General features: G+C 30.2%; 20 protein-coding genes. 19 read left to right on the top strand and 1 reads right to left on the bottom strand.

The annotated features are described in order from the left end of the window. Nucleotides 1–58: 58 nt before the first annotated feature. From iolE to K7H06_RS03335, 3 genes are all read left to right on the top strand, one after another. Nucleotides 59–958 carry a myo-inosose-2 dehydratase gene (gene iolE, locus K7H06_RS03325; protein WP_223038549.1) on the top strand — a complete coding sequence of 300 codons (900 nt, stop codon included), beginning with the start codon at nucleotides 59–61 and terminating at the stop codon, nucleotides 956–958. A 35-nt stretch (nucleotides 959–993) separates the two neighbouring features. Continuing rightward, nucleotides 994–1,998, top strand: a complete 1,005-nt coding sequence (gene iolG, locus K7H06_RS03330; RefSeq protein WP_246637622.1) for an inositol 2-dehydrogenase — start codon at nucleotides 994–996, stop codon at nucleotides 1,996–1,998. A 309-nt stretch (nucleotides 1,999–2,307) separates the two neighbouring features. Beyond that, a complete protein-coding gene (locus tag K7H06_RS03335) occupies nucleotides 2,308–3,306 on the top strand; it encodes a LacI family DNA-binding transcriptional regulator (RefSeq protein ID WP_223038550.1) in 999 nt (332 codons plus the stop codon). A gap of 258 nt (nucleotides 3,307–3,564) precedes the next feature. Here the strand turns inward: K7H06_RS03335 and K7H06_RS03340 are convergent, their stop codons facing one another. Then, entirely contained in the window at nucleotides 3,565–4,869 is a 1,305-nt protein-coding gene (locus K7H06_RS03340; protein WP_223038551.1) for a GerMN domain-containing protein, read from the bottom strand. Nucleotides 4,870–5,013: 144 nt separating this feature from the next. Between K7H06_RS03340 and rlmD the strand changes: the two genes are divergently transcribed. From rlmD to K7H06_RS03420, 16 genes are all read left to right on the top strand, one after another. Beyond that, entirely contained in the window at nucleotides 5,014–6,378 is a 1,365-nt protein-coding gene (gene rlmD, locus K7H06_RS03345) for a 23S rRNA (uracil(1939)-C(5))-methyltransferase RlmD (RefSeq protein WP_223038552.1), read from the top strand. Between the two features lie 245 nt (nucleotides 6,379–6,623). Beyond that, on the top strand, nucleotides 6,624–8,090 hold the full coding sequence (locus tag K7H06_RS03350; protein ID WP_223038553.1) for a leucine-rich repeat domain-containing protein: 1,467 nt from the start codon (nucleotides 6,624–6,626) through the stop codon (nucleotides 8,088–8,090). 446 nt (nucleotides 8,091–8,536) lie between these two features. Continuing rightward, complete coding sequence (locus K7H06_RS03355; protein ID WP_223038554.1) at nucleotides 8,537–9,007, top strand: hypothetical protein; 471 nt, start codon at nucleotides 8,537–8,539, stop codon at nucleotides 9,005–9,007. Nucleotides 9,008–9,345: 338 nt separating this feature from the next. Beyond that, entirely contained in the window at nucleotides 9,346–10,287 is a 942-nt protein-coding gene (locus K7H06_RS03360) for a DMT family transporter (protein WP_223038555.1), read from the top strand. A gap of 219 nt (nucleotides 10,288–10,506) precedes the next feature. Next, nucleotides 10,507–11,340 carry a radical SAM protein gene (locus K7H06_RS03365; RefSeq protein ID WP_223038556.1) on the top strand — a complete coding sequence of 278 codons (834 nt, stop codon included), beginning with the start codon at nucleotides 10,507–10,509 and terminating at the stop codon, nucleotides 11,338–11,340. A 572-nt stretch (nucleotides 11,341–11,912) separates the two neighbouring features. Next, nucleotides 11,913–12,449 carry a nitroreductase family protein gene (locus tag K7H06_RS03370; RefSeq protein WP_223038557.1) on the top strand — a complete coding sequence of 179 codons (537 nt, stop codon included), beginning with the start codon at nucleotides 11,913–11,915 and terminating at the stop codon, nucleotides 12,447–12,449. Further along, complete coding sequence (locus K7H06_RS03375; protein WP_223038558.1) at nucleotides 12,439–12,882, top strand: MarR family winged helix-turn-helix transcriptional regulator; 444 nt, start codon at nucleotides 12,439–12,441, stop codon at nucleotides 12,880–12,882. The genes K7H06_RS03370 and K7H06_RS03375 overlap by 11 nt, the downstream gene beginning before the upstream one ends. Continuing rightward, nucleotides 12,883–13,272: a VOC family protein gene (locus K7H06_RS03380; RefSeq protein WP_223038559.1), complete on the top strand. Its 390-nt coding sequence runs from the start codon at nucleotides 12,883–12,885 to the stop codon at nucleotides 13,270–13,272. Continuing rightward, entirely contained in the window at nucleotides 13,272–14,432 is a 1,161-nt protein-coding gene (locus K7H06_RS03385) for an MFS transporter (protein WP_223038560.1), read from the top strand. The genes K7H06_RS03380 and K7H06_RS03385 overlap by 1 nt, the downstream gene beginning before the upstream one ends. Beyond that, nucleotides 14,410–14,832, top strand: a complete 423-nt coding sequence (locus K7H06_RS03390) for a GlcG/HbpS family heme-binding protein (protein ID WP_223038561.1) — start codon at nucleotides 14,410–14,412, stop codon at nucleotides 14,830–14,832. Before K7H06_RS03385 ends, K7H06_RS03390 begins: the two co-directional genes overlap by 23 nt. A 285-nt stretch (nucleotides 14,833–15,117) precedes the next feature. Then, on the top strand, nucleotides 15,118–15,609 hold the full coding sequence (locus tag K7H06_RS03395) for a MarR family transcriptional regulator (protein WP_223038562.1): 492 nt from the start codon (nucleotides 15,118–15,120) through the stop codon (nucleotides 15,607–15,609). Beyond that, nucleotides 15,596–16,972 carry an MATE family efflux transporter gene (locus tag K7H06_RS03400; RefSeq protein ID WP_223038563.1) on the top strand — a complete coding sequence of 459 codons (1,377 nt, stop codon included), beginning with the start codon at nucleotides 15,596–15,598 and terminating at the stop codon, nucleotides 16,970–16,972. Before K7H06_RS03395 ends, K7H06_RS03400 begins: the two co-directional genes overlap by 14 nt. Then, complete coding sequence (locus tag K7H06_RS03405) at nucleotides 16,972–17,175, top strand: hypothetical protein (protein WP_223038564.1); 204 nt, start codon at nucleotides 16,972–16,974, stop codon at nucleotides 17,173–17,175. Before K7H06_RS03400 ends, K7H06_RS03405 begins: the two co-directional genes overlap by 1 nt. A gap of 71 nt (nucleotides 17,176–17,246) precedes the next feature. Next, nucleotides 17,247–17,393 carry a hypothetical protein gene (locus tag K7H06_RS21165; protein WP_246637623.1) on the top strand — a complete coding sequence of 49 codons (147 nt, stop codon included), beginning with the start codon at nucleotides 17,247–17,249 and terminating at the stop codon, nucleotides 17,391–17,393. A 315-nt stretch (nucleotides 17,394–17,708) separates the two neighbouring features. Then, nucleotides 17,709–18,218 carry a hypothetical protein gene (locus K7H06_RS03415; RefSeq protein WP_223038565.1) on the top strand — a complete coding sequence of 170 codons (510 nt, stop codon included), beginning with the start codon at nucleotides 17,709–17,711 and terminating at the stop codon, nucleotides 18,216–18,218. A gap of 113 nt (nucleotides 18,219–18,331) precedes the next feature. Next, nucleotides 18,332–19,666 carry a CCA tRNA nucleotidyltransferase gene (locus K7H06_RS03420; protein WP_223038566.1) on the top strand — a complete coding sequence of 445 codons (1,335 nt, stop codon included), beginning with the start codon at nucleotides 18,332–18,334 and terminating at the stop codon, nucleotides 19,664–19,666. The last annotated feature ends 10 nt before the right edge of the window (nucleotides 19,667–19,676 follow it).

The following is a 19,676-nucleotide window of genomic DNA, read 5'->3' on the forward strand; positions in this document are numbered from 1 at the left end:
GATGTATTTTGCAAAATTAAAACCTGTAACAATACTTGTAGAATGCGAGGGATAAAACATGTTAACCAAAGAAAACGTGAGATTAGGAATTGCACCAATCGCTTGGACGAACGATGATCTTCCAGAACTAGGAGCAGAAAACACTTTTGAGCAGTGTGTAAGTGAAATGGCACTTGCAGGTTTTACAGGAAGTGAAGTAGGAAACAAATATCCATCAGATACAAAAGAATTAAAAAAAGCATTAGATTTAAGAGGCGTTCAAATTTGTAACGCATGGTTTAGTTGTTTTTTCACAACAAAGCCAGAAGAAGAAACAATTAAAGCTTTCATCAAGCATAGAGACTTCCTACATGAAATGGGTGCTAAAGTAATAGGTTGTTCTGAGCAAGGACATAGTATTCAAGGATTAGATAAACCAATCTTTGATGAAAAGCCAGTATTTACAGATGAAGAATGGGATAGACTTGCAAAGGGTATGAATAAATTAGCAGAGTTAGCTGCTGAAAAAGGAATGAAAGTAAGTTTACATCATCATATGGGAACAGGGATTCAAACTCCTGCAGAAGTAGATAAATTCATGGAAATGACAAATGATGATGTATATCTTCTATTTGATACAGGTCATATGTACTTCTCAGAAGGAACACAAGAAGCAGTAGACCAAATCGTTGAAAAATACGCAACTAGACTTGCACATGTACATCTAAAAGATGTTAGAGCAGATGTACTAAAAAACCTAAAGGAAGAAAAATGGTCTTTCTTAAAAGGTGTTAAAGAAGGGGTATTTACAGTACCTGGAGATGGCATAGTAAACTTTGATCATACATTTAAAGTACTAGAGAAAGTAAACTATGAAGGCTGGATGGTAGTAGAAGCTGAACAAGATCCAGCAAAAGCAAATCCTCTAGAATATGCAATGAAAGCAAGAAAGTTTATTGCAGAAAAAACTGGGCTATAAGAAGGGCAAATCCACAAGAGAAGGGGAAATTCAATATGGGCAAAAAAATGAAAGTGGGCATCATTGGCGCCGGAAGAATTGGTAAGGTTCATTCTCAAAGTATTATGAATCATATTCCAGAAGTTGAAATCAAGGCAATATCAGATGTATATCTAGAGGGTGCAAAAGAATGGGCAGAAAAAATGGGCATCCCTACAGCAACACAAGATTACAAAGAGATTTTAAACGACCCTGAAATTGATGCAGTATTGATTTGTTCTTCAACAGACACACATGCACAAATCTCTATTGAAGCAGCTAGGGCAGGAAAGCATATTTTCTGTGAAAAGCCAGTAGATTTATCTGTAGCAAAAGTAGAAGCCGTACTTGAAGAAGTAAAGAAAGCTGGCGTGAAATTCCAAGTAGGCTTTAATAGAAGATTTGATCATAACTTTAGCAAAGTAAAAGAATTAATTGATGGAGGAAAAGTAGGAGATCTTCATATTGTAAAAATTACTTCAAGAGATCCTGCACCACCACCAGCAGAATATGTAAAAGTTTCTGGAGGAATGTTCTTAGACATGACGATTCATGACTTTGACATGGCAAGATTTTTAGTAGGTAGTGAAGTAGAAGAAGTTTATGTATCTGCAGCCGTAAGAGTAGATCCTGCAATCGGTGAAGCTGGAGATGTGGATACAGCTGTGATCAATCTAAAATTTGCTGATGGAACTATTTGTGTCATTGACAACAGTAGAAAAGCAGCATATGGATATGATCAAAGAGTAGAAGTGTTTGGATCAAAAGGAAAAGTAGAGATTGCTAATGATACACCATCATCTGCAATTCTTAGTACAGAAGAAGGCGTATTTAGTGAGAAACCTAAATATTTCTTCCTAGAAAGATATATGGATTCTTTCGTTGATGAAATGAAAGAGTTTATGGATGCAGTACTAAATGAAAAGGAGGTACCTGTTACAGGTATAGATGGATTAAAGCCAGTCCTTATCGGTTTAGCTGCAAAAGAATCAGTAAAAACAGGAGCACCTGTTAAATTATAAGAAAATCTTTTTACCATTGATCCTAAGTAGGGTGATGTAGTAGCATATTTTGCTACTAACATCACCCTATTATTTTTTATAAGATACGCACTCCTATTAAATAATAGTATCCATTACTTTTCAGAAGAAAGGGTTAAATATAAATATTTTATAGCGTATAGATTATGATTTCTTTAATTAAAGAATAAGAAAAAATAGCTACAAGAAAAAATAAAAAAAAGAAACAAAATTTAAAATAAAAGAAAGATTTGTAACGTTAAAAAACCTTTGATATAATGGAATCAAACATAGAATGATTGGAGAATCATCATGAGTATAACCATTAAAGATATTGCGAAAAAATTAGGCATTTCATATACGACAGTATCTCGTGCTTTAAATAAAAAACCAGAAGTCAATCAAGCCACTAGGGAAAAAATACTTCTAGAAGCAAAAAAAATGGGATACCAACCAAATGCTATTGCTAGGGGGCTTGTGAAAAAATATACCAAAACCATGGGTCTGATTATTCCCGATATAACAAACCCTTATTTTCCAGAAATAGCAAGAGGCGTTGAAGACGCTGCTAGAAAAGAAGGATATAATGTATTACTATGTAATACAAATTGGGATAAAGTTCAAGAAGATGCTTATTTACAGATTCTTCAAGAAAAAAGAGTAGATGGAATTATTATGAAAGCAGTACTCGATAATGATGAAAATTTATTTCATCATATGAATACGCCATTGGTTTTATTAAATAGTCGGTCTCATGAGGGAAACTATAATTATATTGAGATTGATAATGTAAGAGGAGGATTTTTAGCTGGAAAGCATTTGATTGAATCTGGATATAAGAGAATGGGATTTATTGGAGGAAAAGATCGTTCATATTCTAATAATCAGAGATTAGAAGGCTATAAATTGGCACTAAAAAAGTATCATTACCCAATAGATGAATCCATTATTGTGAATGGTGATTTTAACACAAAGAGTGGTTATGATATAATGTCTAGACTCTTAAAGTTAAAAAATCCACCGGATGCTATATTTGCAGGGAATGATGTGATTGCTCTTGGGGCTTTATATAGTGCACAAGAATTTGGATTAAATATACCTACGGATTTTGGAATTGTAGGGTTTGATAATATTGATTTTGCTAAACTTCCCCAAATCCAATTAACTACTGTGGAGCAACCTAAGTATTATATGGGTAAAACAGCGTTAGATATGTTAATAGAAGAAATAAAAGATAAAGATAAAAAATGGGTAAAAAAAATAGTTGTAGAACCAGAATTAATTATAAGGAAGACTACAAGGAAAAGGTAAGAAGAAACATAAGAAGACATATGATTTAAATGTTTTTTCCAAGATTTATAATAAAGAGATATTTTCAATAAGTATATTTTAATGGTATAAAATTTCAAATTATGTATTATAATCTATAGTAAGGCTTTGAAAGCATAGGGATTAACTGATTCTATTGTTTATGGCACCTAAAGGGTGTCATCTTTTTTTGTAAAAAAAAAAGAGTAAGGACTATGATGACATACCTTACTCTAATATATTATGCACATTTATATTTTTTTACTCTTTTTCAGGATTGATAAATTTTGGTTTGCTGATAGGCTGTGATAGATTTATTTCACCAAAAGTATTTACAGCTTGACCATCCACAAGAATTTGTACTTTTTCAATACCTGTAACACTTGTGAAGCTATACAAAATAGCATCAAGCATCATTTTTTGTAAATCTATTCGACTTTGATAAGCATATAAAAATTCTTTGTTAAAGTTTAAAGTAAGAATATTATTATTTTGTGTATAATCTATAAGTTCTATGTTTTTAGGAATAGGAGAAACTAGATTGTTGCATGTATTTTCATTGATTTTACAAGTTTTTAATCCATGCAGAATCCTTTCAACGAGAGGTTTTTCAGAAGAATTCTCTACCTTTATGGGAACAAGTAAAATTCTTGTCTGATTTGTGTCCATTCCTAAATAAACTTTTGGCTGTGTATTTTTATAATAGATATCTTTTGTACGATAACTATAAAATAGGTTGTCCGATTCTTTTCCGTTCACGAAAAATTTAACTTGATCAATACCTTTAATAGAGGTAAAAGAATTTACAAAACTTTCAAGGGCAAAGGTACCTATTCTTGGGTCTGTATTATATTTTCCTAGGTCTTTTGGTAAAAATACTAGGACCCTATTTTTTTGAACACGTAGTTTTATTCTATCTGGAATAGGGGAAACAGAACCTAAAATATTCGAACCACTATGGAGATTATTAACGATTGTACCTAAAGGGGTACGATTTTGTTTTACAAATTTTGTGATGGGTACAAGATATTCATTCTTTGTATCAGGATAATATAAGGTTAAATTCATCATGCCAAGGGGGAACGTATCCGTTGCTGGAATATATTTTGATAAAGTCGTGTATTGTACTTCTATCTTTAAGGGTTCTATATCTTTTAATACTTCTGCTGTAGAATAAAGCTTTAATAAATAATTGTCATCAGAAAGATTTAAATTTTCTTTTGATAAATTTAAAGTATAGCGAATGCTATCTTTTTCGGTAGAAGAAGGCGTTATTATTTTTGATGCATCTACTGTGGAGATTATTTCAGTTTCTTTTATGATCTCTAAAATAAAAGAAGAAGCTAATGCATCAATAGATAGTTTTTCAGGATTTTTTGTTTCAATCTGAAAATCTATGAGGGTAGGATTATTCAAAGGAGAATCTATAAAAGATTTATAAGAGAGCTGGTCATTTTGAGTAGATAGATCAAATGATAAAGCGGGTAACTCTAGATTTAAGGGCATACCTAAAGCTGTAATGCAAATAATAAGTACGATAAAAAGATTAAAAATTGCTTTTCGCATGGAATCACTCCTTTGTATGTTGAAACTTGTCTAATAAATAGCTTATAATACCATTATAAGTGATTTATGCAAAAGGTAAAAGGAATAGAATGCGACAAATTATGAAAAATTTTGATAAAAATAATAAAATAAGGAGTAACGTAGATGATAAGTGGAGTAAAAAAAGATGAAATTTATTTAGTGAAGATAGAGGATTTAGGACATAATGGAGAAGGCATTGGGAAAATAGATGGCTTTACGGTGTTTGTTGATGGGGCTGTGCCAGGAGATGAAGTGAAGGTAAAAATTACCCTTGTAAAAAAGAATTATGCTATAGGAAAAATTATAAAACTTGAAAAGCCATCCATAGACCGAATCAAACCTATTTGTGAAGTATCAAATGTCTGTGGAGGTTGTCAAACTCAACATATTGATTATGAAGCACAGCTAAAATTAAAAACTAGTAGAGTAAGAGCAAATATTGAGAGAATAGGAAAACTCCAAAATGTTATGATTCATGATACTTTAGGGATGGAAGATCCTTATCATTACAGAAACAAAGCGCAATTTCCTATTGGGACAGAAAATAATGAAGCCGTTATCGGATTTTATAAAAGAAAGAGCCATCATATTGTAGATATAAAAAGATGTTATATACAGCATGAAATTAATGATCAGATTACAAAGATTGTAAGGGAATATATAGATACTTATAAAGTATCCACTTATGATGAAAAAACGGGAAAAGGTCTCTTTAGACATGTATTAACAAAGGTAGGTTTTCATACAGGAGAAATCATGGTGGTACTTATTACAAATGGACAAGAAATCCCCCATAAAGAAGAATTAATCAAAAATCTTTTAAAGGAAATCCCAGAAATTAAAAGCATTGTACAAAACATCAATAAGAAAAAGACAAATGTCCTATTAGGAAGAGAATGTATTACCCTTTATGGAGAAGAAAAAATCGTAGATTATATTGGGAATTTGAAATTTAATATTTCCCCATTGTCCTTTTTCCAAGTAAACCCTACCCAAACAAAGGTTTTATATGAAAAAGCACTAGAATATGCAGAGCTAACAGGAGAAGAAACGGTTTATGATATTTACTGTGGCATTGGTACCATTTCTCTATTTTTAGCTCAGAATGCAAAAAAGGTATATGGTATTGAAATCGTAGAAGCGGCCATAAAGGATGCCAAGGAAAATGCAAGAATCAATGATATTAACAATGCAGAATTTTTCGTAGGAGCAGCAGAAGAGGTAGCGCCAAAGCTTTATAAAAAAGGCATCCAAGCAGATGTAGTCGTAGTAGATCCCCCAAGAAAAGGGTGTGATGAATTAGTACTCGATACCATTGTGAAGATGAATCCAAAGAGAGTAGTATATGTTTCTTGTAATCCATCAACATTAGCAAGAGATTTAAAATATCTTGATGAATTTGGGTACAAAACCGTAGAAGTACAGCCAGTGGATATGTTTCCTCATACGGGGCATGTGGAGTGCTGTGTATCGCTAAAGAAAAAATAAATGTAACTAAACAATAAACCTATGCTTTTTATAAAAAACATTTGATTGAATTAAAATAAAGATTTGATTTAAGAGCTCACAGGCTGTGACTGTGGGCTTTTTGCATATTCAAAAATTCAGGTAGCATTAGATTATATTGGTTTCCTAAATCCATATGTTCGCCGCTTGCGGTGGGGTAATCTCCACAACATAATTATTATTCAAATCACGTAAAATAATAATAAATTTATTTGGAGATGGTAAGTATGAAAAAATATTTATTAATTTGTACTTTATTTTGTTTTATAGGTATTGGAATATTAACAATACAAGGAATAGAAGAAAATAATAATTTTTTAAATGCACAAATTGTTGAGAAGAAAAAGGAAATGGTATCATTTAAAGACCCCGCATTAGAAAAACTCATTAGAGAAAAAATCAATAAACCACAAGGAAATATTTATAAAAGTGATGTAGAGAAAATAACTTCTCTAAAAGCAAAGAGAACAGATATATCAAGTCTAGAAGGAATACAATTTTTAACCAAATTAACTGAATTAGAATTAACTTTTAGTAATATTGGGGATATCAGACCATTAAAAGATATGAATAAACTGACTAAGCTAGATTTAGGATGGAATGATATTAAAGATTTGACTCCTTTAAAGAATTTAACGAACTTAATTCATTTAGAATTACAATCGAATGATATAACTAATATTGAAGCATTAAGCAATTTAACTAACTTGCAAAAGCTTGATTTAGATTTCAATAAAATAAGCAATATTGTTCCGTTGAGTAAGTTAACGAAATTGAAAGAATTAGATTTATATACAAATAAAATTGAAGATATTGTACCTTTAAGTAACTTAATTAATTTGACTGAACTATCTTTAGGATTTAATAAAATTTCTAATATTAATTCTCTAAGGAATTTAACCAAGCTGAAGATATTAGAAGCACGACAAAATGAAATCATAGACATTAAACCATTGAATAATCTTACGAATCTAGTACAGTTGTATTTAGATACTAACAAGATAAAAGATATTTCTCCCCTTAGTAATTTAAAAAAAATAGACTTTTTATCTCTAGAATACAATCAAATAAGCAGTCTTATTGGTTTAAGTTCATTATCAAATTTAACACATTTGAGATTGGATAGGAATAGAATAAATGATTTAAAAGGTCTAGAGAATTTAACAAATTTAGAAAGATTAAGATTACCTGAGAATCAAATTAGTAATGTTAATGAGTTGAGTTCGTTGACAAAACTAATTCAGCTAGTCTTAAATGATAATAATATAACCCATGTATCACCATTAAGTAATCTTGTTAACTTAAGAACATTAGATATATCGAACAACAAAATAAGTGATATTAGTTCCCTATGGGAATTACCAAATTTAACATCATTGAATTTTGTTGGAAATCCTTTACCACAATATGTTTATAAGCAAGTTTTATATGAAGATTTTATATTATCATCTCTATTCCCGTATATTAATAAAGCAATTGATGAATATTACATTAAGCATTATGGTGGATCAAGACAGTTTATGGATGCAGGAATATTAGATATAAAAAAAGAGAACGGATATTATGAACTAAAGGTAAGAGTGACAACATTTGTGGGAGCTCATAATCCACCGTATGGTTTAGATACAATGACAATAGTAAAAGATGGTTCAGAAATATATGTGAAAGATTTTATTCATGAGGATATTGAATAGATTTATTGAGTCCATGGTGTTATATTTGAAGTAGACAAGTATGGAAATATTATAACTTACTATTCAAAAGGAAAATGTGACGATTGCGATGGAAAGTGCTAAGATGAAACCCCTAATTTTTAATTGGGGGTTTTACTAGTACTATAATGTTGATTAAATTTTGTGTTAGCCGCAACAAGAGGAGCCTGAACAACCACAGGATGAATCACTAGTTGATAGATTTTGCGGGTTGGTACCGCCACATTTATTACTATTTGTATCACCAGATTTGATGGCTTGAGCATATTTTTCGTGTTATTTTTTGATGCTACACTTTATAGACGACCGAAAAACAAAATGGTTACAAAAAGAATCATCTTCTATTAGAAATGATAAAATTTTTTCTCTTGACCTGACTATAGGTTTATACTTTAACATGGAATTAAGAAGAAAGGAGGAGTATCATAATGAATAAACAAATAAGAATAAAAAGGAGTTATAAGCAAATCCTTTATGGGAAAAAAGAAGAGATATTTAAACTATTATGTCCTGTACGCGAAAAAGAGTGGTTACAAGGATGGGATTATAAAATGATTTACTCAGAAAGTGGTTTTGCCGAAAAAGGATGCATATTTGAAACGAATAATGATTTCGGGAGTTACCAATGGGTAATGACTAAATATGACAATAGCGATTATTGCATTCAGTTTGTGAAATTTATCCAAGGAAAGATGATTGTAATTATAGATATAGAATTGAAGGATGGTGATCAAGATATTGTTTATTGTGACATCCACTATACATTTACAGCGATTGATGATTCTATAATTGATGAGATGCATACTGAGAATAGTCAAGAGGTATTTAATAGGCATATGAAGCTTTGGGAAGGTTCGATAAACTATTTTATAAAAACAGGTGAAATGATGATACAATAATATTGTATTGTTAAATCTCATATTTTTAGATGTTGTAGTGAATAGATCTTTTTACTTGGTATTGTTGCATTTGAAGTGTTACTAGTGGGTTTGCATATATGGAGAAGGCAGTAAAGCTACATAAAAAGCAAAAACTTTCATAGAGAGATTTTTAAAATTCATATGTATAGTGTAAAAATAGTATATAAAGGTAGAGAACGGATGGTAGGTGATGTGTTGGGACATACAGGTTCAGGGAGTACTGGACTGTTCTTGTCTACTTAGACACAAAGGATGGTATAAGTTAAGTGGTGCCAGGCATCCGCATCCACGCACCTTAAAGTGGAGGTAGAATAGGAATGAAAGATGTAAGCTTTGATAACAAATTAGCTGTTTGTGAAAAAAAAGATCAAAACCTAAAAAGAATGGCATGCTCTTTTGTAATTGTAGCAGCAATGTTATGGGGGACTATTGGAATTTTTGGTAAAAAGTTAACTCAATTTGGTTTTAGTACTGAACAAATAGTATTTATAAGAGCTATCGGAGCATGTATAACCCTTATCTTGTTTACATTAACCAAAAATATAAGCCTTTTAAAAATTAAACCTCGTGACTTTATATACTTTGTTGGAACAGGAATATTTAGTTTTGTTTTTTTTAATTGGTGTTATTTTATAGCAATAAATAAGACTTCTTTATCTGTTGCAGCCATACTGCTATATACTGCACCAGCTATAGTAATGGTATTATCTGCAATACTATTTAAGGAAAAGATGACAAAGAAAAAGATTATTTCCCTTCTATTAACTTTTGCTGGATGTATTTTTGTTACAGCCTTTGTACAGGATACAGGACAGAATATTACAATTAGTGGTATATTGGCAGGATTAGGATCAGGATTAGGATATGCACTTTATAGTATATTCGGAAGATATGCACTAAAAAAATATAATTCAATAACTGTTACTCTGTACACTTTTATATTTGCAAGTGTTGGCTTAATTCCGTTTGCTGATATTAAGAAAATGATAAGCTTGTTTTCGAATATAAATGCTTTATATTATGCAGCTGCATTAGGTATAATTGCTACTGTACTGCCTTTCTTATTGTATACTAAAGGTTTATCATATCTCGAAACAAGTGAGGCTTCTATAATTGCCACGTTAGAGCCGATAGTTGCAACAATTATAGGGGTTCTTTTATACGGTGAGCCACTTACATTGTTTAAAATATTAGGTATCTCACTTGTTATATATGCTGTATCCTTTGTTAGGGAAAAAGGGGAAGGGACACAAAATTAATTGTAAGATCAAATTTTATATATTCTTTTTAACAATATTATTCCTTTATATATAAATTTAGATTTAAAAACGTATAATATTTAAAGGAGTGTGTTACTGTAGCTAATTTTGAAGATTTTATGAAACTAGTATAAAGAAATCAAGTGCGCAAGTTACCAAATGCTATAAAAAAGAAGAAATGGTTATGCCTTTAGCGGAGCGAGGGGAGTGGGATAAATTATGTATAAAAATGATACGGTTTATTATCCACAGGATGAAATGACTACTTTTTTACTACCGGTAACATCAGGATGTTCATACAACAAATGTGCATTTTGTTCTATGTATAAAGATGATAAATACTGTGAAGTTTCATTTTCGGATATAAAAATGCAATTGCTAAATGGATATATCTATACTGAAAAAGTATTTTTGATAGGTGCAGACCCTATTTCAATAGGATTTGATAAAATGAAGCGATTACTAGATATGATCCATGAGTATTTGCCTTATTGTGCGTGTGTGGCTTCATATGCATCCATCAAGAATATTTCAAAATATTCAGTTGAGGAACTATCTATTCTTCATGATGCGGGACTTAGATTGCTCTATATTGGTTTTGAAACAGGTAGAGAGGATATATTAAAATTGATGAATAAAAGCCATACGGTAAATGAAGCGATTAAACAAGCAAAGAAACTTAATGAATCAAAAATACCATTTAATTCTATTATTATGTATGGCATAGCTGGTGAAGGAGAATCTATAGATAATGCAGTTGCAACTGCTAAAATGATTAATCAATTTATAACAAATAAACTGATTACCATGAATCTAACAGTATTTAACGGAACGAAGTTAGAAAATATGGTAAAAAAAGGTGAATTTGTTCCATCAGACCGAAATGAACGATTTATAGAAATAAGAACACTTTTAGAAAATCTAGAACCTAAGCAACCCATGATATTTGACACAACACATCCGACAAACATAATTAAGAAAAAAGGCATATTGCCGAAAGATAAAGAAAGATTGATAGATGAATTAACAAACTATATAAGAGTTTTGAAATAAATGATAAAAAAGCTTAGCGTAGATAGGTATGATGAAACAAGAGTACACTATGAAAAATATTAATACGATGATGGTAAATAATAAAAGTTGTTGTAAAAAATTTTATTCAAGAGAACAAAAGGGATGAAGTTATAGAATTATTTAGAAAAATGATTGAGGTTACAAGAATTGAGGAAAATTGAAGATATGTTTTCTCGTACAGGGCATGTGGAGACTGTAATACGACTATGTCGTCAAAATTATTGATTCTACTAGTGTTTAAGCAGTTTTGTGAGTTCTATTCTTTTAGTGAAAATAGCTAGTAAAAAATCTTGAATTTCTGGTTGATGAAATTCGGGATTTTTTTGTATCTAATTTATTGGTTTAAAATAGGATGAAGCACTATTTTTAATGGAAGTATGCTATGGTAAGCAAGTAACAAAGAAAGCTCAGGAAATTGTCTTAGGTATGGCAAAACAATTACTAACTACTGGTGAAATTAAGGTAAAAGGTTTGTATTCTGGAAATAAAATATTTGACTACTCAAATAAATTGCGATATACTTGAGTAGTCAAATATATAAGGAGGTCTTTATGGAATTTTTTGAAGTAATTAATAAACGACACATGTATAGAGGTAATTTCGAATCTACAAAAGTAGAAAAGAAAGATATTGAGCTTATGTTAGGTGCTGCACTTAAATCACCCCAGGCCGTTAACGAACCTACAACTTCATATGTAGTTGTAACGGACAAAACTTTAATAAACAAAATCGGAGCTTTACTTCCTATGAATGGCACATCCACAGCTCCTTTAATCATCGTAGTGTTAAGTGAAGAAGTCATAACTGAAAAGGGAGGGAGCTATGAAATTGAAAATTATATTGCCGCTACTGAAAATTTAATGTTGGCAATTACTGCTTTAGGATATTCTACAGTGTGGACAGATGGAATAACACGAATACCAGCTATAAACAATGGAGTTCGTGAAATACTAAATGTACCAAAAAAATTCAAAATTAGAGCAATATTACCTGTGGGCAGAGAACTTGAGAAAACTTTTCAAAAACCAAAACCTTTTTACGAACAAAGGGTAATTTCTAATAAATTTGAGGTGAAAAATGGAAGATAAGAGCATTGGAAAATATATATCAATAATATCTAGACAGACTCAAGCTTATATTTCTCGTGAAATGCAAAAACTAGGGATAACAGGTTCTGAATATATATTTCTAGTAAATACTCCAGATGAAGGCGTTATAACTCAACAAGAAATATGCAATAACTTTGAATTAGATCCTGCATTTGCAACTAGAGGAGTTAAAAGCTTAGTTGATAAAGGGTATTTAACAAGAACAAAAAGCAAAACAGATAAGCGTTCTTATGAGATTTCTATAACAGAAAAAGGTAAGAGGCTAAAACCATTTATTCAAGAAAGACTTGATCACTGGACAGCTGTTTTGGCTGGTGATATGACTAAAGAAGAAATAACAGAAGTTATTAATAAGCTCAAAGAGCTTAAAAACAGAGCAAAAAAAGAAATGGAAAAAAAGGAGGAAAAATAAATGAAAGCAAAATTAGACCATATCGCAATTGTAGTTGAGAGTATTGATGAAGCAAAAATTTGGTTTGGCAAATACTTTGGATTCATTAATGAAATTTTAACTGCACCAATTAAAGCAACTGGCGGACCAGGGATAAGATGTTTAGTTTCTAATGATATTGGAACAGTTTTAGAATTATGTGAATACGAAAGTAAAAGAAATATGGACGCTGGAAATATACAACACCTTGGCTTTAGTATTGATTCAGCTAGAGAATACTATGATGTATTACAGGAAGATGGAATACTCACTGATGATATCCATATTCAAGATATGGGTCCAGTGAATATTCTATTCTTTAAAGGAATTTATGGAATTGAATTTGAACTGATAGAAAGGAAACGCAATTAATGGGAAATAAAAATAAGCTAAAAATTACTATATTATCATTATCTTTAATAACAGTTATGGCAGGAGCAGCAGTATCTCCAGCTTTAGGGAGTATTAGTGCATTTTTTTCAGATGTAAATCCAATGCTAATAAAAATGATTTTAACAGTACCAGGATTATTTATTTTGGCTTTGAACTTATGTTTTCCAATAATTTCCCGAAGGTTAAATACAAGAGCCATTGCCATAATAGGGTTGTTATTATATACAATAGGTGGTACTTCAGGGGCTTTTGCAACTAACATTTATACATTATTGGTTTCAAGAGCTTTGGTAGGTATGGGAGTAGGTCTGATAATGCCTTTGTCCACAGGTTTGCTTGCGTACTATTTTCAGCCACAAGAACAGAAGAAACTTATGGGATATTCTGTTGCTATGAATAATTTAGGTGGTATTATTGCTATGGCTCTTTCGGGAGTGCTAGCATCAATAAGTTGGAATTATAGTTTTTATGTATACTTAACTGGAGTTTTGGTATTTATACTTGTTTTAGCATTCTTACCAAAAGCCAGTATCGGTAGAGAAGGGACTAAACTAGAAGGATCACATATTAAAGATAAATTTATTTATATAGCAATAATGTTTTTGTTAAATATATCTTTTTACTTATATATTGTTAATTTTTCAATCGTCACATGTACTGAAGAAATTGCAACGGCAGAAAACGTAGGGATACTTATGTCAGCTCAGTCAGTAGGTGCTTTAATTATGGCATTATTTTTTGGAAAATTTTCAAAGATTTTTGGGGAAAATATAAAAATTTTCGGGATCAGTTTGTTCTTAATTGCGTATATGATGTTATATTCATTACATAATTATTCTTTATACGCCTTTGCTTTAGTGTTATGTGGAATGGGATTTGGAACATTAATGGCATGGGTTAACTCTAAAGCTGTAGAAGGGTTAAAAAGAGAACACGCACCTAGCATTATGGCATTTGTAAGCATGGGTATGTATCTGGGACAGTTTTTAGCACCAATACTTTCAAATTTATTATCAAATAAACTTGGTATTACGTCCTTAAGATTCCCATATATATTAGCAATTATAGTAATCATTATAACCTTTATTATGGTTTGTTTAGAAGGGAGAAGACAAAATGAAGTGTATCAAGAAGCTTAATATTTCTTTAGAAGATAGCATTATACTAGCTAAGGAAGCTATTAAAATAGCAACTGAGAAGGGTTTTAAAATTTGTGCAACAGTTGTAGATTCTTCTGGGGTTCAAATTGTTTCTCTAAGAGATGATTTAGCAAATCAAATCACTCCTGAAAGTTCTTTTAAGAAAGCATATACAGCAGTGGCAATAAAAAATCCTACGCTAATGATGGTTAATGGAATGGAAAAGAATCCTACATTAGCACAATTTAGTGAGATAAATAATAATACGATTGTTTATGGTGGTGGAGTTCCAATAATATCTGAGAATGAAGTAGTAGGTGCAATAGGAATAGCTGGTGCTCCAGGAGGAGATAAAGATAACAATATTGCAGAAGAAGCTATTGCAAAAATATTATATTAGAGGTAATTGCCAATAAATTAAGTGGAGACGATAAATCTACCAGACAAAGGCATTTTTCTTTGTCTAATGGTTGATTCTTAAATAGGTGGTTATGATTTTTGCCTTGTGTAGAGGCTATCATAGCCACTTGTTTTTTGATTTATCAACTTGTGATATTAAAATTAGAAGTTGATAAAATGGGAAGAAGAAAAGAATCTCCATAAAAGAACTTGCGAAATTGTTGACAAAGAAACAAAAACACAATATAATGTTTCTGTGGAAACAATAAAGGGGTGGCATATGGAGATGGATATAGAAATAGAATTATTAAATTTATTTGCGAGATTTATGGAAAAGCAAGAAGTGTTTTCAAAATTAAATGAAAATGGAACATTACATGGATTTGGACATTCTGAAGTGCATACAATTTCTGCAATAAAAACTTTAGAAAAACCTAATGTAACAAAAATATCTCGGAAAATGAATATGACAAGAGGAGCAATTAGTAAAATAACTAGACGATTAATTGCAAAAGAATTAATTGAAACATATAAGCTAGATAACAATAAAAAAGAAAAATATTACAAATTAACTGAAAAAGGTGAATCTATATATAGACAGCATGAGAAAGCTCATAATTTATGGATAGAAAGAGATAAGCAATTTATGAATTCATTTTCTAAAAATGAAATAGAATTTATAAAGGATTTTATGATAAAATACAACCTTTACTTAGATGAAAGAATGAGGGTATTTGAATTAACTGAAAAGAAGGCAAAATATAATGAAAAGAAATAATGAAGATGTAATGGAATTAGAACCAGTAAAAATATTAGTCCCAAAGCTAGCAATACCAGTAACTATGTCATTGCTTGTTTCAGCATTATACAATATCATTGATAGCATATTTATAGCTAGAATAAGTGAAAATGCATTAACTGCATTATCCCTTTCATATCCTATACAACTATTAATGATATCTATTTCTGTAGGAACTGGTGTAGGTGTTAATGCTATTTTATCAAAGCATTTGGGAATGAAAGATAGTAAAGGTGTAACTACAATAGCTCAAAATGCGCTATTACTAGCGTTTATATCTTATTTGATTTTTTTGATATTTGGTCTATTTGGAGCAAAAATGTTTTTTGCAAAGCAAACTGATAATTACGAAATATTTACTTACGGAGTAGAATATATTAGTATATGCACAATATTTTCTTTTGGAATATTTTTTCAGATAATTATTGAAAAATTTCTTCAATCAGTAGGTAAAGCTAAATTATTTATGATTTCTAAATTAATAGGAGCTATTCTAAATATAATTTTAGATCCAATACTAATATTTGGTTTTGGAAATATACCTGCTTTTGGCATTAGAGGTGCAGCTTATGCAACTGTAATTGGACAGATAGCTGCTATGATAGTAATAATTATTTTTAATTATAAATTTAATCCTAGAGTTAAAATTACTGCACATAAATTTATTATTGACTTAAAATTTATTTATGAAATATATAAGGTAGGTTTACCTGCAATGATTATGCGTTCTTTAGATTCAGTTATTGTATTAGGTGTAAATTTAATTTTAGGTAAAATTTCATTGTCCGCTATTAGTACGTATAGCATTTGTTTTAAAGTTCAAAATTTCGTTTTTATGATTGTATATGGAATTAATAATGCTTTAATTCCTATAGTTGCCTACAACTATGGAGCAAAAAATAAGGAACGTATAAATCAGACTGTAAAATATAGTTTAATTTACGGAGAAATATCTATGGTAGTTAGTATCCTGTTGCTACAGATTTTAGCTCCACAAATTATGCAAGCATTTAATTCGTCAGAAGAACTTTTGACTGTTAGAATTATAGCTTTAAGAATAATTAGTTTGAGCTACGTATTTGCAGGATTTAATATTTTGATACAAAGCTTTTTTCAAGCACTGGGAAACGGAATATATAGCTTAATTATAAGTTTGCTTAGAGTTATTGTAATACTTTTACCTATATTGTATCTGCTTTCTCAAATGTTTAATCTTAATATTACGTGGCTTGGTTTTATAATTTCTGAGGTTATAACAGCTGTAATAAGTATATTTTTAGCACGTAAGGTATATGCGGAGTGTGTAGTAAAGGTATGTAGAAAGCAAATAGGTGATATTTGATGAAAAAAGCAATATGGTTTGTAATCTTTTTTATACTATGGGGTATTTTCTTTCGATTGATAAAACTAGCCGTAACAGCTGGAAAAGTTATGATGATAGAACTACTTGGAAAAAGAGGGGAAATATTAATCAATGCAGTGGGGATTGCTGTGCAGGATATTGGTTGTATAGAAAATTTAAAAAGAAAATGCATATTTAGATAGGATAAAGAGTATTCAATCCATCTATAAAATATGATATAAATTTTTTATAGAAGTATAGGGTGGTGAAATTTATGGAAAAAGAAATTTTAGAGATTTTAAAATCAATGCAAAGTGATATGAAATCCATGCAGAATGATATAAAAAATATTAAAACAACACAGGATGAGCATACTCAAATTTTAAGAGCTTTAGAACATAAGACCAATATTATATGCTGAACAAGAAAATCTAAAGCATGAGGTTGCAGAAATTAACGGAGAAGTGAAGAATATAAGAAAAGATTTAAGTAATGTTGAAGTGATTACTGCAAGTAATTGGTCGGATATTGCTAAATTAAAAGCTATAAAATAGAATATTTAGGTAGGACAAAGGGCATTCAATCTTGTAGGGGTTGGGTGTTTTTTAATTTTTGAATAATTTATTATTGTAATAATAAGTAATTGAAAGTATAATAGCGTATTTTAATGATAAAGAAGGGATATTTTGTAATAATATAGAAATACATAAGGGGTGGATTGTGAGGAGGAATGATCTTGGAAAATGAAAAAGTGTATTATTCGGATAAGCAGGAAGCACGGATTAGTATTGTAGAAGCAGTATTCATAACAATGATCATTTGTTTATTAAGTTTTGCTATGTCTAACAAAAGAGATATAGGAGATTTAGATATAAGTACGTATGTATTTTTATGTATAGGAACAATTATTGTATTTTTTGTTATATTATCCAGTAGAACAAATTTAATTAACTATAAAATAATGATTCATAAACAATATATAAAGAGTGTAAATATAATAAGCGTATTTGATAAAGTTGTAGAATGGAAGAATGTAGATATTGTGATATTAGGAGAAGTAGAAAATAAAGATTCAAGGTTTAATAGTTATTTTTATGGAGTAGAATTTAGATATAAAAATGAATATGGAAGTAAAGAATCCAAATCTTTTAAATTAAGCCATATGGTTAATCATGAAGGGTTGATGGAAGATATTATTAAAATTTGTAAAAGTTATGAAATAGATTTTAAAGATTTAAGAGAGTAAGGGCGATTTTTTTGAGGGTTAAGATAAAAACACCAGCACATAGAATGATCATTAAAGCTTAATTTGAAAAAGATTGAAGAATTGATGATGGAAATTAATAGGAGTGTTATGAAATGAAAATACAAATTCCTAAAAAAGTACATAGTATATTAGATGTCCTAAATGATTATGGATATGAAGGATACATTGTAGGTGGTTGTGTAAGAGATAGTATTTTAGGAAGAATTCCTAATGATTGGGATATATGTACTAGCTGTGTTCCAGAAAAAATGCTAGAAATATTTAGTTTCTTTAAAGTTATTCCTACAGGATTAAAGCATGGGACAGTAACTGTTGTCATAGAGAATGAACCTTTTGAGGTCACTACCTATAGAATAGAGAAAGATTATATGGATGGAAGACATCCTGAAAAGATAGAATTTACAAATGATTTAAGTGAAGATTTAAAAAGAAGAGATTTTACTATCAACGCAATGGCTTATGGTAGAAAAGAAGGATTAATTGATTATTATGGTGGAATGGTAGATCTAAGAAATAAAAAAATTAGATGTGTAGGAGAGCCCGTAGAAAGATTTAGTGAAGATTATTTGAGAATGCTAAGAGGGGTAAGGTTTTCAGCACAGCTTGGATATACTCTTGAACTAGAGACTTTTCAAGGAATAAGGAAATTATCTAAAAATATCGTAAATATTAGCAAAGAAAGAATAAGAGAAGAACTTAATAAAATATTATTGGCAGATGAGCCCTCTAAAGGATTTAGAGGGTTATATGAAAGTGAATTGTTACAATATATAATACCAGAGTTACAAGAATGCATAAAGTTCGAACAAAGAAATCCTTACCATGATCAAGATGTATTTGATCATATTATGAGTGTAGTGGATCATACAGAAAAGGATTTGATATTAAGATTAGCAGCTATGTTACACGATATTGGAAAACCTGCATGCTTTTCATTAGGCGAAAATCAAGTTGGACATTTTTATGACCATCATATGAAAGGAATGGATATGGCTTATGACATACTAAAAAGACTTAAATATGATAATAAAACCATTGAACTTGTGAAAATTTTAGTAAAAGAGCATATGTGTAGATATGATAAGGTAACCCCTAGAACGGTAAAAAGATTAATTAATAGAGTGGGAGTAGACAACATAGAAAGATTATTTAAATTGCAAATAGCTGATGTATTGGCAAGTAAAGGGCCACATAGGTTTGATAGTATTGAAAAGGTAAGAAACTTATATAAGGAGATTATGGAGAAAGAGCAGCCATTCAATGTGAAAGATTTGGCCATTAATGGACGAGATTTGATGAATCTGGGTATAGAACCGGGAAAGAAAATTGGTGAGGTATTGAATACCTTATTAGATAAAGTTTTAGATCATCCAGAATTGAATACAAAAGAATTACTGATTGAGGAAGTAAAATTGAATTTTTTATAATAACTTTAGC

Origin of the sequence: Crassaminicella profunda (assembly GCF_019884785.1) — a bacterium.
In the GTDB taxonomy this organism is placed as follows: Bacteria; Bacillota; Clostridia; order Peptostreptococcales; family Thermotaleaceae; genus Crassaminicella; species Crassaminicella profunda.